We start from the raw sequence: 14,811 nt of genomic DNA on the forward strand, positions 1-14,811 counted from the left end.
GCCCTCGAGCCGCTCCCGGGGCCCCGGGGGGGCTAGGGTGACGGGGGGCCGGCCACCGGGCCCTGTACCCCGGGTCACCTGCCAGTCTAGCGCCCGCGCGCCGACGCGAAGGCGTCCGCCCACGACGCCGACCGCTGCTCACCGGAACTCGCGCCGGACCGGAGGTTGCCCACGGGGGTCACAGTGCGGGGCTGGCGCTTCCAGTGCGGGTGCTCCTCGAGCACCTTGCCCGCGGCCGCCGCGACCTTCGCCGGGTCGATCGCGCCGGACTTGTCGCGCAAGCTGTCCAGCTCCACGCCAGCGGTCCACAAGTCGGACGGATCGGCCAGCTTTCCAGCGGCCAGCCGCTCGACTTCCGTGCGCTCGTAGCTGGTGACCCGCTCGCGCAGCCCGTCGCGCTCGGCCTCCACGTCGCGCAGCTGGCGACGCCACTTCGCTGCCTCCCGGTTGCCGCCCTGCTCGGCGTCGGTCTCGCTCGCCGGCACTTCCGCCGGCGCTTCCGTCGCGGGCTGGTCCTGCTCGGAAACCTCAGTGCTGGTCTCGGTGGTCTGGTCACTCATCGTCGTGCCTTCCGGTGTAGGGGGTGGAGATGTGAACGTGCTCGGTGATCCGCTCGACGCCGTTGGCGGTCATCTCGTAGTAGACGACTTCCGCCATGCCGGTCGGGATGTCGTCGGGCGGTCGCGGTTCGCGCGGCACCACATCGCGCGGCGCACGCTGGTAGTCCTCGAACGCGGCCCGAAGCGGGTCGCGGGTGTCATCGGTCATCGGTGCTGTCCTTCCTCGGGCGCCCGCGTGTGCCGGGCGGATGATGAACGCGGCCTGCCCACACGCCGACCGCCAGGTCTCCCAGCTCATCGGCGGCGGCCTCACATGCCGACCGCACCGGGCAGCGAGCGCACACCGCGGTGGCCGTGGCGAACCGCTCGTCCGCGTCCTGCGGCGACTCCCCGACGAGCAGGTCATCGAACCCCGGTGCCAGGCTCACGCACGCGGCATCGGTCAGCCGCTCGTCCACCAATTCAGACAGCAAGGACGGCGTACCGGGCCACGTTCGGCGAGTACTCATGCGCTTCCCTTCTCTCTCGTCGTGCAAGTACCTGGGGCGGCTCTCCCCTCCGGTCGCCTTGCCTCGGGGGAGGACCCCCCTGGCGCCGCGCCCGCCTCCTCCAGGCATAGGCGACCACCCCCCACGGCCGTTTTCCACCCTGGTGCTGCTGGGGCTGTGGTGTCCGCTCGGCAACCGGGTCGAGTCCGGTGTGGGTGTGCGGTTGCCGCACCCCCTTGACGCTGGGGTCCGAGATGGACCGGACCCCAGCGTTCGGGCGGTTGGTCGATGGGGCGCGCACTAGCTCGCGCCCCGGTCCACGGGCCTGCCGCCGCGTGTGCGTCGCGGGGCACGCGGTGAGTGCCGCTCAGTGTCACGGGAGGCAGTGAGCGGGGTGACCGTGGCGACCGGCTCACCCGAGCCGAGCCACTGGCCCGGCTTGCGGCCTGGCGTACGCACCTCGGCGTGCAGTGGGTTCACAGTGGGCTCATTCACGTGAGCCTGAGCCGACTGAGGATTCGGCTCAGTGGGCTCACTGCGTTTCCGCTGGTCAGGTCCAGTCGGCTCAGTGGGCTCAGTCGGCTCATGTGTAGGTGAGCCCTGATCCGACTGAGCCGACTGCAAGGTCCACACAGAGGTGCGGGGGAATCCCGTGATGGCATAGGCGACGCCGATGGACTTGGCGGCACGCTTGACCGTGGCATCGGAGAACCCTTGCTTGCGAGCCTCGGCTTTGACGACCTTCGCGGGGGTGGAGCCTTGCTCGGTGAGGTAGTCCTCCAACCACGCTTCGGCGGCTGTGCGATCCTCGCTGTCCGGCGCACCTTCCCCGGAGAGCAAGTCGCGGGCGTCCCGGTCGGACTCGCCGAGCCATCGCAGCAACCCGACCTCGGCGACGCCGTCATCGGTAGGCACGGTGGCCGACTCGATCACTGCCTCCATCGACCGTGTACGCGGCGCCAAATTGCCCTTGGTGTTCGTGACGACCAGATTGCCGCTGTCCTCATCCTTGGCGACCGAGAGCACCGACCGGGCCACCTGAGACCAGGCGATAGAGCCAAGGATGAGCTTGCCGGTATCGGCGCCATCGCGCTTGCCGAAGTGACACAGCCCCAGCACCACGCAATCGCGCCGTGCGGCCAACTGGGCCAGCGGCTCGAGGAACTGGCGAACCTGTCGGTCGTCCTTGCCGGACAGCTCCGAGGACATGGCCGAGGTGGCGGCGTCCAAGACGATGAACGAGACCTCTTCGGCGACGACGAGTTGGTCGAGTCCCAGGATGTCGGCGGGCAGGATCAGCGTCCCGGTGTTGGTGAGCTCGGTATGCACGTCGACAAACAGCACGCGGTCCATGTCGGCGCCCGCGGCCCGCAATCGTGGTACGACGGTGAACTCCCGCGCGTCCTCGGTGTGCAGGTACAGCACATTGCGGGGGCGACCGAACCACTCGCCTTCCAGCTGTCCACGGGTCACGCGGGCGGCCTTCTCTGCCGCAATGGTCGATTTGCCCAGACCTTCGCGGCCAGCGAGCAAGACGAGCGATCCGGCTGGCATCCAATCGGGGTCCACCCATCGCACGCGCTTGGTCCGAACGTCCGAGCCGCGGGTTACGACGAGTCGTCGACCACTTCCAGAGGTCTCGCGGTCGGGCTCGTCTGGCGGCGGCTCGTACTCGGCCGGGCCGGGCCAGGGGGCGGGGATCATGTTGTCGGCGTCGGCGAAATGATCGGCCGCGGGGGTAGCGGGCTGTTGCTGCTCGCGTTCCTCCTCGAGCTGGATGCGGTAGCACTCGCGGCAGACGTGGCAGAACTGGTCATAGACGGTGTGGTCGTAGCAGTGCGCGGTGGGCGCGGGAAGGCGCACGCCGCCCGCATCCCCGCGGGGTATGCTTGAAGCGCGGATGTCGGTCACCGCAACTCCTTTCCTATTCGGAGCGGCCCGCCCCCACCTGGTGAGGGCGGGCCGTTTCGTGTGCGTGGGCGGCTACGACACGCGCCGGACGGGTGCGGCCCGCTCGGTGCCGGGGTGACGGTCGCCGGACAAGCTGGCGCGCAACCGGGCCTCGAGGCGGCTCACGTTCTCGGCGAACTCGCGCGCGATGACGGCAGCCTGGAGTTCGTCGGCGGCCTCGAGGCGCGCGGCCAAGTGGGCGAACTCCCCTTCCAGCTCGCACCGGAACAAGGCGCGGAAGTGTCGACGCGCGGCGTCGGTCGGGCTGTAGCCCTGGCGCCAGGCGTCGAGCGCGGCGCTGATCGCGGACGACTGCGCCATCACTGCTCCTCGGCCATGTCGGCGAAGTGCAGCAGATCGGTGGCCAGGCGGCGGGCCTCCCAGCTGGTCAACCGGAGGGATGTCTCTTCCTCACCGTTCTTGACGAGCACCGTGACGACGGCCTCGATGGCGTCCACGGGCCGGTGTGCGCCGGTCTCGATGGCGATCGGCAGGCCTCGATGCCAGGGCATGAGGTTGAGTGCCAGCCCCTTGTCCTCGGACCAGCACGACTGGTCGGCGGGCGCTTCGCCGGGGTGGCCGATGTTGTCGCACCAGGACACGCACGGGCGCGCGGTCGCCGGGGTGTCGAGTCCCCGCGCGAAGTCGAGTTCCGTGTGGAGGCTGACGGACGGCTGGTTGTTCGATACGGTGTTCACGGCATGACTCCTCGTTTGGTGTGTGGGGTTTGCATCGACCCGGGAAGCGGCTCCACCCGCTCCCGGGTCGTTCTCGTTCTGGGGCTGTCGCATCACGCCGCCCCCGGTCGCACCGTGTTGGCGCCCTCGTAGTCCAGAACCGCCTGCAGCGGGTAGAGGACTCGGCGACCGACCTTGAGATAGGCCGGTCCATCCCCCAGGTAGCGCTGCTGCGCCAGGAACTCCCGGGTCACGTGCCAGCGACCCGCCAGCGCATCCGGGGTCAGGTGCTCGGTGTCCATCTCACCTCCTGTGTGAATCTTGCAGATTGATGTGCATCTTCCGCACATATCAAGGTGTAGCACGGTCTCCAGCTATTCAGCAAGATCCATTACGATCTGCATCATGGGAACAAGACGAGTGGAGATTGGCCCGACTGGCAAAACGGTGGCGCACAATGTGGCGCGCATCCGCAAGGCCCAGAACCTCACGCTGAGAGATGTCGCCGAGAGGCTGGCCGCAACCGATAGGCCGTTGGCGCACAACACAATTAGCGAGATCGAGCGCGGCGCTCGGCGAGCGGACGTCGATGACCTGATCGCGCTGGCGGTCGCGCTGAACTGCTCACCGCTCGCACTGCTGTTCCCACCAGCAATTCACGAGCACATCGTCACGATCACCGCAGCGGGGGATCGGCCGGCATGGGAAGTATGGCAGTGGGGGGAAGGCGAGCGGGCGCTGCTCGTAGACAGCTTGATGGACAGCAACGCACCCCGGGGCCAGCGCGGCACCGCGGCCGCCGAGCAATATCGACTCAACTCCGATCCTCGGCTACAAGGGGTGGCCGGAGCCCCGAACGTTCGCGTCGTCGTCGCCCCTGACGGCACCGACACAGCTGCGGAAGCTCCCACCAATGGCGACGATTGAGCCCTACGACACGAAGGCCGGTCGGCGGTACCAAGTCCGCTACCGCAAGCCCGACGGGAAGCAGACCAAGAAGCGCGGTTTCACGCGCAAGGTCGATGCCGAACGGTTCGCCGCGACGGTAGAGGTGTCGAAGATGACGGGCGAGTATGTCGCGCCGTCGCTTGGCCGGATCACAGTTGGTGAACTCGCCCCGAATTGGTTGCAACGCAAGCAATCTCAGGTAGCGCCGTCCAACTTTCGGACGCTCGATTCGGCCTGGCGCGTTCACGTCGCGCCGCGGTGGTCATCCCGGCCGGTCGCAGACATCGATTTGAGTGAGGTCGAGGCGTGGATCGGCGACATGGGGCGCGCGGGCAGCGGGGCAACCACGGTGATCCGCGCCTATGGGGTGCTGGCGGGCATCCTCGACGATGCGAAGAAGGCGCGGCGCCTGCGCGTGAATCCGGCCCGCGGCGTCGAGAACCTTCCGCGCAAGTCGGGCAAGCGCCACATCTACCTGACTGCCGACGACGTGGCCCGCCTGGCTTCCGAGTCCGGGCAGCACCGGGCATTGGTCCTCACGCTGGCCTATACGGGACTGCGATGGGGTGAGGCGGTCGCGCTGCGGGTCCGGGACGTTCAGTTCCTCCGGCGCCGTTTGGCGGTCGCTGAGAACGCGGTACAGCTGGGCGTAGACCATGCGGTCGGCCAGACCAAGAGCCGCAAGGAACGATCGGTGCCGGTGCCCGAGTTCGTGCTCACCGAGCTGTCGGCTCAATGCGCCGGGCGCGGCCCGGATGCACTGGTGTTCGGCGACGGGGTGAACTACCTCCCCCGGCCGAAGTCGAGCGGCGGGTGGTTCGCCGGGGCGGTGAAGCGGTCCGGGGTCCAGCCGATCACGCCGCACGACCTACGCCACACGTGCGCAAGCCTGGCGATCAGTGCCGGGGTGAACGTGCTCGCGCTGGCGAGGATGCTCGGCCACGCCGACCCATCGGTGACGCTCCGCGTCTACGCGGACCTGTTCGATACCGATCTCGACGCCGTGGCCGAGGCTCTGCATTTCAAGTGTGCCCATTCTGTGCCCAAAACCGGCGAGAGCGACGCGGCCACGGCATGAAAAAAGCCTCTCACCTGCGTTAACAGGTGAGAGGCTTTGGCGGTGGCGGAGGGATTTGAACCCTCGGAGGGGGGTTACCCCTCACACGCTTTCGAGGCGTGCTCCTTAGGCCGCTCGGACACGCCACCGCCGAAAACAATACAGCTCCCTCGACCGGATCACTAAATCGCCTGGTCAGGGCGGTGGGAGGCGGGGCGGGTCAGCGGTGCGAGCGGAAGAAGGCGTCGAGCAGGGCAGCGCATTCGGGTTCGAGGACGCCGCCGCGGACTTCGGGGCGATGGTTGAGGCGGCGGTCGCGCACCACATCCCAGAGCGAGCCGACGGCGCCGGGGTTGGGTTGACAGGCGCCGAAGACCAGGCGGCCGACGCGGGCCAGGACCAGCGCGCCCGCGCACATCGTGCACGGCTCCAGCGTGACGGCCAGGGTGGCGTTCTCCAGCCGCCAGCCGTCGCCGTTGACCTGCGCGGCCCGGCGCAGGGCCAGCACCTCGGCATGGGCGGTGGGATCGCCGAGGGCTTCCCTGGCGTTGGCGGCGCGCGCCAGCTCCCGGCCCTCGGCGTCGAAGACGACCGCGCCGACCGGCACGTCGCGCGGGTCGGCGGCCGCGGCGGCCTCGATGGCGACGCGCATCATCGCCTCGTCGGCCCGCAGCGGATTCGAGCCGAGCGCGCTCATCGAACCACCGTCACCTGGGCAGTTTGTCCAGCACCGCGGACAGCTCGTCGGCGAACCCGAGGCGCTGGGCGATCATGCCGAGCTGCTCGTCGGGGTAGAGATCGGTCTCGGCGAGGATGACCGACAGCACCGGTTCCGGCAGGCCCAGATCGGCCAGCAGGCCGAGGTCGCCCTCCTCCCACGGCTCGATGTCGTCCAGTTCGTCGGGGTCGATGTCGGGGACTTCGATGTTCAGGGCATCGAGGACGTCGGCGGCGATGTCGTAGTCGATCGCGGCGGTGGCGTCGGAGACGAGCAGGCGGGTGCCGCTCGGTCCGGGGCGCAGCACGACGAAGAACTCGTCGTCGACGTCCAGGAGTCCGAACACCGCGCCCGAACTGCGCAAAGCTTTCAGTTCGGTCTCCGCGATCGACAGATCGGTGAGTGCCGCACTGCTCAACGGACTACACCGCCATTTGCCTTCCTCGCGAACCACGGCCACTGCGAACCCCTCGAGGTCGTCGTACTCTTCCGAGGTCGCGCTGTTCGTGCCCGAGCGCTGTGCTGCCATGCGCGCAACGGTAGTCGGCTCGAGGTCAAATGTTGAACTCGTATGCCAATCTGTTCGGGTGACTGGCGACCAGAGAGTTCCGGTGTGTGTGCTCGGCACGGGGTTGATCGGCGGTTCCGTCCTCCGCGCCGCCCGCGACGCCGGATATGAGGCTTTCGCCTACAACCGCTCGGAGGCGGGCGCGCGGGCCGCGCGGGCGGACGGATTCGACGTGGTAGCCGACCTGCCCGCGGTGTTGCGCAGGGTCGCCGCGACCGACGCGCTGGTGGTCCTCGCGGTGCCGATGCCCGCGGTCGACCACATGCTGTCGATGATCGCCGAATACGCGCCCGGCTGCCTGCTGACCGATGTGGTCAGCGTGAAAGCGCCTGTGGCCGAGGCGGTCTCGAAGCACGGCCTGTCGGACCGCTATGTGGGCGGGCATCCGATGGCCGGGACGGCCGAATCCGGCTGGGCGGCCACCGATTCCGGGCTGTTCCGGGGCGCGGTGTGGGCGGTCGGGGTGGACGAGGGCACGAAGGTCGAACCGTGGACGCAGGTGGTCCGGCTGGCGCTGGCCTGCGGGTCGGTGGTGGTGCCGGTGGTCGCCGCCGAGCACGATCGGGCCGTCGCGCGGATCTCGCACCTGCCGCACGTGCTCGCCGAGGCGCTGGCGGTGTCCGGCGCGGCGGGCGGGGCGCTGGCCCTCGGCCTGGCCGCGGGCTCGTTCCGCGACGGCACGCGGGTCGCCGGGACGGCGCCGGATCTGGTGCGGGCGATCTGCGAGCCGAACGCGGACGCGCTGCTCGATGTGCTGGAGGAGACGCTGACCGTGCTCGGCGCCGCCCGCGACAGCCTGCGCGCCGACGGCACGCTCACCGATCTGGTCACCGCCGGGCACGACGGGCACACCGCCTACCGCACGGCCGAGCGCTGGGAGATCACCGACGTGCGGCCGGGCGAGCACGACTGGCTGCACCGGCTGCGCGACGCCGGGGGCCGTGGCGGAGTCATCACCGCGCTGGACTGACCCTGTTCCCGGCCCGCGCTCCCGGTCGACGCCTCGGCGGGGTCGTCACCGCGCCGCACCGGCCGCCAGCAGCGCCGGCACGACTGCTTCGGCAGCCAGGACGCGAGCCTCAGATGCGCTCGGCCAGCCCGGGGTAGTCGAGCAGGAAACCCTCGCTGTCGACGGTGACGGTCGCGCTGGAGACCGGCGAGAGCACACCGATCCCGTCGGCCCCGCTGCTGTAGGTCAGCGACGCCTCCTGCACCAGCAGCTCCGGCAGGCGCACGTAGACCACCGGGACCACCACCTCGTCGACCGCGTGCTGCAGGCCGTAGCGGCGGATCGGCAGGGTGTTGAAGAAGGGGCTGAGCACCACGTCCACGTCGAGCGCGCCGCCGAAGGTGGAGCGCACGTGGGTGCCGCCCGCGTCGACGAGCCAGTAGTTCTCCTCGTCACGCGCGATCGAGGCCTGGCGCTCGCCCGAGGCCGTGGTCGAGCGCAGCGACAACCGTTTGGTGCGGCCGTTCTCGTCGGTGACCAGGTCGTAGGAGGCGCTGAAGGCGGGATGGTCGGGGCCTTCGCCGCCCATAATCCGTCCGGCGGCGCGGATGCGGTTGCCGTTCAGCGTCACGCGTACCGACTCGATGCGTCGCGCGTCGTGCGAGCGCCACGTGAGAATCGCCGGCCACCGGGGTGCCACCGGTTCGCTGTCGGGGCCAGAGGCTGAGTTGGTCACTCATCTACCGTAAGCGACGATCGGCCGGGGGCCACGTCTCACATGACGCGAACCGCTGCCGAGCCGGTGGGGGACGGGTCCGGGCCGTGACTCGAGTAACGTTGTCGGGCAGCACCGGGTGCGAACATGTCGGCGCCCGTCGTGGGAGCGCAGAAAGGGTGACCGGTGACGGGCGGGCGGATGGTGGGGTTGTTCGCCGGTATCGGCGGGCTCGAACTCGGCCTGTCGGCGCACGGCTGGACCTCCGAGCTGCTGTGCGAGATCGAACCCGGCGCGCTGGCCGTGCTCGGCGCGCGCTTCCCCGGCACCGAACTGCACACCGACGTCACGGCCCTGCGCGCGCTGCCCTCGGGCACCGAACTGGTCGCCGCGGGCTTCCCCTGCCAGGACCTCTCCCAGGCGGGCCGCACCGCGGGCATCACCGGTCAGCGGTCCGGCCTGGTCGACGAGGTGTTCCGGCTGGTCCGCCGCAAACGCGGCCCGCGCTGGCTGCTCATCGAGAACGTGCCGTTCATGCTGCAACTCGGTCGCGGCGCGGCCATGCGCCACATCACCGCCGCTCTCGACGACCTCGGCTACACCTGGGCCTATCGCGTGGTCGACGCGCGCGCCTTCGGGCTGCCGCAGCGGCGCAGGCGGGTGCTCATGCTGGCCTCGCGCACCGAGGACCCGCGCCGGGTGCTGTTCGCCGAGGACGCGGGCGAGACGGTCGTCGGCGATCCCGAGCGCGACCCGTGCGGGTTCTACTGGACCGAGGGCGTGCGTGGGCTCGGCTGGGCGGTCAACGCCGTGCCGACGCTCAAGGGCGGCTCCGCGCTCGGCATCGCCAGCCCGCCCGCCGTGCGGCTGCCCTCCGGCGAGATCGTCACCCCCGGCATCGTGGACGGTGAGCGGTTGCAGGGCTTCGACCCGGACTGGACCGCGCCCGCGCTGGAGGCGCCCGGCATCAGGCAGGGGCACCGCTGGAAACTGGTCGGCAACGCCGTCAGCGTGCGGATGGCCGAGTGGGTGGGCGTGCGGCTGGCCTGCCAGAACGACCCGATCCCGCACGCCGAGCCGATCGATCCTGGCAAGCCGTGGCCGATCGCCGCCTGGGGCCGCGCGGGCAACGCCTACCGGGTGCCGGTGTCGACCTGGCCGGTGCAGGAGCCCTACGAGGATCTGAAGAACTTCCTCACCGACTCCAGGCTGCTGTCCGCCCGCGCCACCGCCGGCTTCCTGCGCCGGGCGGGCATGGGCAACCTGCGCTTCCCCGAAGGCTTCCTCGACGACGTGTCCGGGCATCTGGACCGGATGGGCGGCTGGGCGGCGTGAGCGGCGAGCGTCCGGTCACCGACGCCGCGACCAGCGCGCGGATGTCGCGGCAGCGGCGCACCGGGACCGCCCCGGAGCTGGCGTTGCGCCGCGAGCTGCACCGGCGCGGCCTGCGCTATTTCGTCGACCGCGCCCCGATCCGCGGCCAGCGCCGCCGTGCCGACGTGGTCTTCCCGCGCCGCCGGGTCGCCGTCTACGTGGACGGCTGCTTCTGGCACCGCTGCCCGCAGCACGCCACCGCACCGAAGAACAACGCAGGCTGGTGGGCGGAGAAACTGGCGGGCAATGTGGCCCGCGACCGCGCCACCGACGAGTCGCTGCGCGCCGCGGGCTGGCAGGTGGTGCGCATCTGGGAGCACGAGGACCCCGCCACCGCCGCCGACCGGGTGCAGGCGGTGCTGGCCGCCGGGCAGGACCGGAATCCGGTTGGCGGCGAGGCCCCCGGCAGCTGATGCTTGCTCCCGTGACGCGCACGAACATCTCGTCGGAATCGGAATTCGAAGATCTCGTCGGCTACTCGCGGGCGGTGCGGATCGGCGATCTGGTCGCGGTCAGCGGCACCACCGCCGCCGCGCCGGGCGGGACCGCCGTCGGCGGCGACGACATCGGCGCCCAGACCAGGGAGGCGTTGCGCCGCATCGGCGTCGCGCTGGCGCAGGCGGGCGCGAGCCTGACCGACGTGATCCGCACCCGCGTGTTCGTCACCGACATCGCCCGCTATCCCGAGGTGGCCGCTGCCCACGCCGAGGTCTTCGGCGACATCCGCCCCGCCGCCTCCATGTACGAGGTGCGCGCGCTCATCACGCCCGCGCTGCTGGTGGAGATCGAGGCCGACGCCGTTGTCACCGGCCGCGGCTAGGCTCGCGCCGGTGAGCCCCGAGACGACAGACCACACCCCGCACGCCCTGCTCGACCAGGTCGCCGCGGGCACCGCCCGGCTGCTGGAGACCGTGCGCGGACTGACCGACGACGATCTGCGCGCCCCTTCGCTGCTGCCCGGCTGGACGAGGGGGCACGTGGTCGCCCACCTCGCCCGCAATGCCGACAGCCTGCTCAACCTGGTGATCTGGGCGCACACCGGGGTGGAGCTGGGCCAGTACCCCAGTGCCTACCTGCGCGACGCCGACATCGAGGCGGGCGCCCCGCGCCCGGCCGGGCAACAGGTGCTCGACCTGACCGCCGCTGTCACCCGCCTGTCCGCGCTCACCGCCGCCGTGCCCGCCTCGACCTGGTCGGCGACCGTGCGCGCCCGCCACGGCACGCCGCTGCGCGCCGCGGGCATCGCCCGCATGCGGCTGCTCGAGGTGGAGATCCACCACGTCGATCTGGCCGCCGGTTACACGCCCGACGACTGGCCCGCGCTGTTCGTCGCCGAGGAGCTGCCACGCGCCGCCGCCGACATCGCCCGGACCCATCCCGCCGACGCACCCGCATTCGCGCTCGCGGCCACCGACTCCGACTTCCGGGCGACCGTCGGCACCGGCGAGCCCGCGACGACCGTCAGCGGACCCTCGCCCGAACTGCTCGCCTGGCTGATCGGACGCTCGCCGGGAAGCGGTCTCCCGGGTCCACTGCCCGAGCTGCCCGCCTGGCGCTGAGTCGCCGCTCGACGCCGACAGGCTCAGCGGAAACGCGCCGCCACCCCCGCGTCGGTGGCGAAGGCGAGGAACAGCTCGTTCTCGTGCGGGTCGCCGATGGTGACCCGCACGCCGTCGGTCCCGTAGGGCCGCACCAGCACGCCCGCCGCCGCGGCGGCCTCGCCGAAGTCGGCGCTGCGCTCCCCCAGCGGCAGCCACACGAAGTTGGTCTCGCTCGACGGCACCTCGTACCCGGCCGCCAGCAGCGCCGCCCGCACCCGCTCGCGCTCGGCGATCACCCCCTCGGTGCGCTCGAGCAGTTCGTGGCGGGCCTCCAGCGAGGCGATGGCGGCGGCCTGCGCCACCCTGTTCACGCTGAACGGGATGTGCACCTTCATCAGCGCGGTGATCACCTCGGGATCGCCCACCGCGTAGCCGACCCGCAGGCCGGCCAGCCCGTAGGCCTTGGAGAAGGTGCGCAGCACCACGACATTGGGCCGGGTGCGGCCGATCTCCACGCCGTCGGGGTGGGTCTGCGGGGTGAGCCGCATGTACTCGTAGTAGGCCTCGTCGAGCACCACCAGCACGTGCGCGGGCACCGCGTCGAGGAAGCGTTCCAGCTCAGCGCGGCCGACGGCGGTGCCGGTGGGGTTGTTGGGATTGCAGACGAAGATCAGCCGGGTGCGCTCGGTCACCGCGGCCGCGAGGGCGTCCAGATCGTGCAGGTGGGGCGCGGGCGCTTCGGGGCCGGTCAGCGGCACCCGCACGGCGGTGGCGTTGCCCACCTGGGTGACGATCGGGTAGGCCTCGAACGAGCGCCAGGCGAAGAGCACCTCGTCCCGCGGCGAGGAGCAGGTGATCTGCACCAGTTCCTGGCACAGCGCCACGCTGCCGCACCCGATCGCGACGTTCGCGGGTTCGACGCCGAGGAACTCCGCGAGGGCTGCCCGCAGTTCGCCGGACTGGTTGTCCGGGTAGCGGTGCGACAGTTCCGCCGCCTCCACGATCGCCTTGGCCGCCGAGGGCAGCGGCGGCAACGTGGTCTCGTTGCTCGCCAGCTTCACCGCGCCCGGGTTGCTGCGGCCGGGGGTGTAGGCGGGGATCGAGGAGAGATCGGGACGGTTGTGGACGCTCACGACCCTCAGCCTAGTCAGGGCCCCGACCGGCGGTTCCAGGCGGTCGCCGACCCCGCGTACCCGGCGGAAGCAACATCGGGAGGCCGGTCCGATACCGGAAAAGTTGCGGTATCGAGGGGTCCGCGGGCAATTTCTCGCCAAGAATCGTCAACCGCCCTACCCTGGTTTCATGTCGGGCATGTTCAACGACGTCGCCACCCTGCGTAGCGACGCGGACGGTGAAGAGCGCTCCGGCGCGCCGGTTCGGGTCCCCCTCACGGTGGTCGAACCGGAAGGTCACTCCCGCGGTGGCATCGTGCTGCTGCACGAGTCCAGAGAGTTCACCGGATATTTGCTGGAGTTCATGCGCACACTGTCCGACGAGGGCTGGACCGTCGTCGCGCCCGACCTGTTCCACCGCGCCGGCACCGCAGGCAAGGAGGTCTTCGGCCAGGACCTGTTCGACGACTTCGACGCGAGTTTCGACTGGCTCACCGCCCGCGGCGTCTTCCCCGACTGCATCGGCGTCCTCGGCTTCGACCACGCGGGCACCGCCGCCTTCCTGGTGGCCACCAACCGCCCCGTCGGCGCCGCCGTCACCGTCGCGGCCCCCGGCATCGCCGAACCGCTCACCGACGAGGCCACCGCCCTGCTCGAGGCCGCCCCGAACCTCCAGGCCCCCTGGCTCGGCCTCTACGGCGCCGACGATCCCGAGACCAGCCCCGACGACGTGGAGAAGCTGCGCGACGCCGCGGCCCGCGCCGCCGTCGCCAGCTTGGTCATCACCTACCCCGGCCTGCGCCACCGCGCCGACACCCCGGCGGGCGGAGCCGACGAGGACGACGACCCGTACACCACCGACGCGCGTACCAGGATCTTCGACTGGTTCGACAGCAATTTACTCTGATAACCAGGCGTTTTGTTATACATCGGGAAGGTCAAGTAACCTTATTTCTCGGCGGCCCGAAAGGGTCGGCGCCCTCGAAGAGGGGCTACCAGGAGGCGTGCCAGAGCGGCCGAATGGGACTCACTGCTAATGAGTTGTCCCTTCACGGGGACCGGAGGTTCAAATCCTCTCGCCTCCGCCAAGCCCGGTTCGCCGGGCAGAACAACTGAATAACACATGCGCCCGTAGCTCAACGGATAGAGCATCTGACTACGGATCAGAAGGTTAGGGGTTCGAATCCCTTCGGGCGCACATCGAAGAGGCCCCTGAACTGCACGAACAGTTCAGGGGCTTTGTTCATTCGATCCCCGCCACTACGAATTCCCTACGTCGAGTTCCCCACTTTCGTCGTGTGAACGCTTCGGAGTTCGGATCGCGCTGTGCGCTTCCATCGGCCGACGGCACGGGGTGCCGCGGCGCCGAGCCGGTTCGCCCAGCGGACTTCGGTAGTGGCGGTCACGAAGAGCACCCCGCCTCGTGGACACAGGCGGCATCGGATGATGTGATCGTGCGTCGGCGACGAACGAAGTGCTGGAGGAGACGGCGTGGGTTGGATGGGCCGGGCGGATGCGCGGGAGTCGCGACCGAGGGCGGAGTTCGTATCGACCGGGTCGGGGCCGGTGCATCTGCGGCGCGAGGGTGATCCGGCGGCGCGGGCGTTGTTGCTGGTGCACGGGTTCGCGGGGTCGCTGCACTGGTACGACCTGGTGGCGGAGCTGCTGGCCGATCGCTATCACCTGATCCGGGTGGATCTGCGCGGACACGGGCTGACCGGAGGCGACACCGATCTCGACAGCCCCGAGCAGGGGCGGATGCTGGCCGAGGTGCTCGAGCGCTTGGGGCTGACGGATGTGACGGCGGTCGGGCACTCGTTCGGGGCGGACGTGGTGCTGGCGGCGGCGCAGCGCACGGAGCGGATCACCGGGCTGGTGCTGATCGACCAGGCGCCCGATCTGGACGGCGCGCACTATCCGGTCGGCAATCAGCTGCTCGGTCACGAGGTGCTCGGGCCGATCCTGCACCGGCTGGCGATCGGGCCGTTCGTCGAACTGGGCATGCGCTACGCGGTGGCTCCGGGGTTCGACCTCGACAAGGGGTTCCCCGTGCCGGGGCAGGCGGTCCGCGGCCACCCCCCGAAGTGCCCGCGGAAGGGGCCCACCGTTGGCGTTGGCCCCAGGGCCCCGCAGGGCGCGCCCCCCCACGGCCGG

The 14,811-nt window shown here is 70.5% G+C and carries 20 protein-coding genes and 3 tRNA genes; 11 read left to right on the top strand and 12 right to left on the bottom strand.

The genetic code is table 11. The features are described 5' to 3' along the window. Positions 1–86: 86 nt before the first annotated feature. From QH283_RS08285 to QH283_RS08315, 7 genes are all read right to left on the bottom strand, one after another. Positions 87–560, bottom strand: coding sequence for a hypothetical protein (locus tag QH283_RS08285; protein ID WP_280502433.1), 474 nt, complete (start codon positions 558–560; stop codon positions 87–89). Next, entirely contained in the window at positions 553–768 is a 216-nt protein-coding gene (locus QH283_RS08290; RefSeq protein ID WP_280502434.1) for a hypothetical protein, read from the bottom strand. Before QH283_RS08290 ends, QH283_RS08285 begins: the two co-directional genes overlap by 8 nt. Continuing rightward, on the bottom strand, positions 758–1,018 hold the full coding sequence (locus QH283_RS08295; protein ID WP_280502435.1) for a WhiB family transcriptional regulator: 261 nt from the start codon (positions 1,016–1,018) through the stop codon (positions 758–760). Before QH283_RS08295 ends, QH283_RS08290 begins: the two co-directional genes overlap by 11 nt. 330 nt (positions 1,019–1,348) lie before the next feature. Further along, positions 1,349–2,959: an AAA family ATPase gene (locus tag QH283_RS08300; protein ID WP_280502436.1), complete on the bottom strand. Its 1,611-nt coding sequence runs from the start codon at positions 2,957–2,959 to the stop codon at positions 1,349–1,351. A 72-nt stretch (positions 2,960–3,031) separates the two neighbouring features. Continuing rightward, positions 3,032–3,319, bottom strand: a complete 288-nt coding sequence (locus tag QH283_RS08305; protein ID WP_280502437.1) for a hypothetical protein — start codon at positions 3,317–3,319, stop codon at positions 3,032–3,034. After that, complete coding sequence (locus tag QH283_RS08310; RefSeq protein ID WP_280502438.1) at positions 3,319–3,696, bottom strand: DUF6907 domain-containing protein; 378 nt, start codon at positions 3,694–3,696, stop codon at positions 3,319–3,321. The genes QH283_RS08305 and QH283_RS08310 overlap by 1 nt, the downstream gene beginning before the upstream one ends. A gap of 92 nt (positions 3,697–3,788) precedes the next feature. Beyond that, on the bottom strand, positions 3,789–3,977 hold the full coding sequence (locus QH283_RS08315) for a DNA-binding protein (protein WP_280502439.1): 189 nt from the start codon (positions 3,975–3,977) through the stop codon (positions 3,789–3,791). A gap of 103 nt (positions 3,978–4,080) precedes the next feature. Between QH283_RS08315 and QH283_RS08320 the strand changes: the two genes are divergently transcribed. Beyond that, a complete protein-coding gene (locus QH283_RS08320) occupies positions 4,081–4,602 on the top strand; it encodes a helix-turn-helix domain-containing protein (RefSeq protein WP_280502440.1) in 522 nt (173 codons plus the stop codon). Beyond that, on the top strand, positions 4,589–5,701 hold the full coding sequence (locus tag QH283_RS08325) for a tyrosine-type recombinase/integrase (protein WP_280502441.1): 1,113 nt from the start codon (positions 4,589–4,591) through the stop codon (positions 5,699–5,701). Before QH283_RS08320 ends, QH283_RS08325 begins: the two co-directional genes overlap by 14 nt. 37 nt (positions 5,702–5,738) lie before the next feature. Here QH283_RS08325 and QH283_RS08330 read toward each other — a convergent pair. From QH283_RS08330 to QH283_RS08340, 3 genes are all read right to left on the bottom strand, one after another. Beyond that, positions 5,739–5,829, bottom strand: a tRNA-Ser gene (locus tag QH283_RS08330). 71 nt (positions 5,830–5,900) lie between these two features. Beyond that, complete coding sequence (locus tag QH283_RS08335; RefSeq protein WP_280502442.1) at positions 5,901–6,377, bottom strand: nucleoside deaminase; 477 nt, start codon at positions 6,375–6,377, stop codon at positions 5,901–5,903. A 10-nt stretch (positions 6,378–6,387) separates the two neighbouring features. Continuing rightward, positions 6,388–6,927 (bottom strand): tRNA adenosine deaminase-associated protein, encoded by a 540-nt coding sequence (locus tag QH283_RS08340; RefSeq protein ID WP_280502443.1) that lies wholly within the window; start codon positions 6,925–6,927, stop codon positions 6,388–6,390. Positions 6,928–6,985: 58 nt separating this feature from the next. Here QH283_RS08340 and QH283_RS08345 point away from each other — a divergent pair, with 58 nt between their 5' ends. Further along, entirely contained in the window at positions 6,986–7,936 is a 951-nt protein-coding gene (locus tag QH283_RS08345; RefSeq protein WP_280502444.1) for a prephenate dehydrogenase, read from the top strand. A gap of 109 nt (positions 7,937–8,045) precedes the next feature. Here the strand turns inward: QH283_RS08345 and QH283_RS08350 are convergent, their stop codons facing one another. Continuing rightward, a complete protein-coding gene (locus QH283_RS08350) occupies positions 8,046–8,615 on the bottom strand; it encodes a putative glycolipid-binding domain-containing protein (protein ID WP_280502450.1) in 570 nt (189 codons plus the stop codon). Between the two features lie 216 nt (positions 8,616–8,831). Here QH283_RS08350 and QH283_RS08355 point away from each other — a divergent pair, with 216 nt between their 5' ends. From QH283_RS08355 to QH283_RS08370, 4 genes are read left to right on the top strand one after another with little or no spacing between them, the layout of a single operon-like run. After that, positions 8,832–9,965 (top strand): DNA cytosine methyltransferase, encoded by a 1,134-nt coding sequence (locus QH283_RS08355; RefSeq protein WP_280502451.1) that lies wholly within the window; start codon positions 8,832–8,834, stop codon positions 9,963–9,965. Next, positions 9,962–10,417 (top strand): very short patch repair endonuclease, encoded by a 456-nt coding sequence (locus QH283_RS08360; protein ID WP_280502445.1) that lies wholly within the window; start codon positions 9,962–9,964, stop codon positions 10,415–10,417. The genes QH283_RS08355 and QH283_RS08360 overlap by 4 nt, the downstream gene beginning before the upstream one ends. Positions 10,418–10,428: 11 nt before the next feature. Beyond that, positions 10,429–10,824 (top strand): RidA family protein, encoded by a 396-nt coding sequence (locus QH283_RS08365; RefSeq protein WP_280502446.1) that lies wholly within the window; start codon positions 10,429–10,431, stop codon positions 10,822–10,824. 10 nt (positions 10,825–10,834) lie between these two features. After that, the gene (locus tag QH283_RS08370; RefSeq protein WP_280502447.1) at positions 10,835–11,563 is read left to right on the top strand and encodes a maleylpyruvate isomerase family mycothiol-dependent enzyme; all 729 of its coding nucleotides are present in this window, start codon (positions 10,835–10,837) and stop codon (positions 11,561–11,563) included. A gap of 23 nt (positions 11,564–11,586) precedes the next feature. On the opposite strand, the gene hisC is transcribed toward QH283_RS08370, so the two are convergent. Next, positions 11,587–12,678 carry a histidinol-phosphate transaminase gene (gene hisC, locus QH283_RS08375; protein ID WP_280502448.1) on the bottom strand — a complete coding sequence of 364 codons (1,092 nt, stop codon included), beginning with the start codon at positions 12,676–12,678 and terminating at the stop codon, positions 11,587–11,589. 169 nt (positions 12,679–12,847) lie between these two features. Here hisC and QH283_RS08380 point away from each other — a divergent pair, with 169 nt between their 5' ends. The 4 genes from QH283_RS08380 to QH283_RS08395 all read left to right on the top strand — a co-directional run. Further along, positions 12,848–13,564 carry a dienelactone hydrolase family protein gene (locus QH283_RS08380; RefSeq protein ID WP_280502449.1) on the top strand — a complete coding sequence of 239 codons (717 nt, stop codon included), beginning with the start codon at positions 12,848–12,850 and terminating at the stop codon, positions 13,562–13,564. A gap of 91 nt (positions 13,565–13,655) precedes the next feature. Next, a tRNA-Ser gene (locus QH283_RS08385) sits at positions 13,656–13,745 on the top strand. A 37-nt stretch (positions 13,746–13,782) separates the two neighbouring features. Further along, positions 13,783–13,855: transfer RNA gene (locus QH283_RS08390), tRNA-Arg, on the top strand. 302 nt (positions 13,856–14,157) lie between these two features. Continuing rightward, a partial coding sequence (locus tag QH283_RS08395; RefSeq protein WP_280502452.1) for an alpha/beta fold hydrolase occupies positions 14,158–14,811 on the top strand: 654 nt, incomplete at its 3' end.

Origin of the sequence: Nocardia farcinica (assembly GCF_029867845.1) — a bacterium.
GTDB classification, from domain to species: Bacteria; Actinomycetota; Actinomycetes; order Mycobacteriales; family Mycobacteriaceae; genus Nocardia; species Nocardia farcinica_A.

Excerpts from the sequence above, each read along its gene's own strand:
- QH283_RS08315 (WP_280502439.1), bottom strand. The coding sequence starts at position 3,977 with ATGGACACCGAGCACCTGACCCCGGATGCGCTGGCGGGTCGCTGGCAC.
- QH283_RS08285 (WP_280502433.1), bottom strand. The coding sequence starts at position 560 with ATGAGTGACCAGACCACCGAGACCAGCACTGAGGTTTCCGAGCAGGAC.
- QH283_RS08320 (WP_280502440.1), top strand. The coding sequence starts at position 4,081 with ATGGGAACAAGACGAGTGGAGATTGGCCCGACTGGCAAAACGGTGGCG.
- QH283_RS08325 (WP_280502441.1), top strand. The coding sequence starts at position 4,589 with ATGGCGACGATTGAGCCCTACGACACGAAGGCCGGTCGGCGGTACCAA.
- QH283_RS08305 (WP_280502437.1), bottom strand. The coding sequence starts at position 3,319 with ATGGCGCAGTCGTCCGCGATCAGCGCCGCGCTCGACGCCTGGCGCCAG.
- QH283_RS08340 (WP_280502443.1), bottom strand. The coding sequence starts at position 6,927 with ATGGCAGCACAGCGCTCGGGCACGAACAGCGCGACCTCGGAAGAGTAC.
- QH283_RS08290 (WP_280502434.1), bottom strand. The coding sequence starts at position 768 with ATGACCGATGACACCCGCGACCCGCTTCGGGCCGCGTTCGAGGACTAC.
- QH283_RS08335 (WP_280502442.1), bottom strand. The coding sequence starts at position 6,377 with ATGAGCGCGCTCGGCTCGAATCCGCTGCGGGCCGACGAGGCGATGATG.
- QH283_RS08380 (WP_280502449.1), top strand. The coding sequence starts at position 12,848 with ATGTCGGGCATGTTCAACGACGTCGCCACCCTGCGTAGCGACGCGGAC.
- QH283_RS08355 (WP_280502451.1), top strand. The coding sequence starts at position 8,832 with ATGGTGGGGTTGTTCGCCGGTATCGGCGGGCTCGAACTCGGCCTGTCG.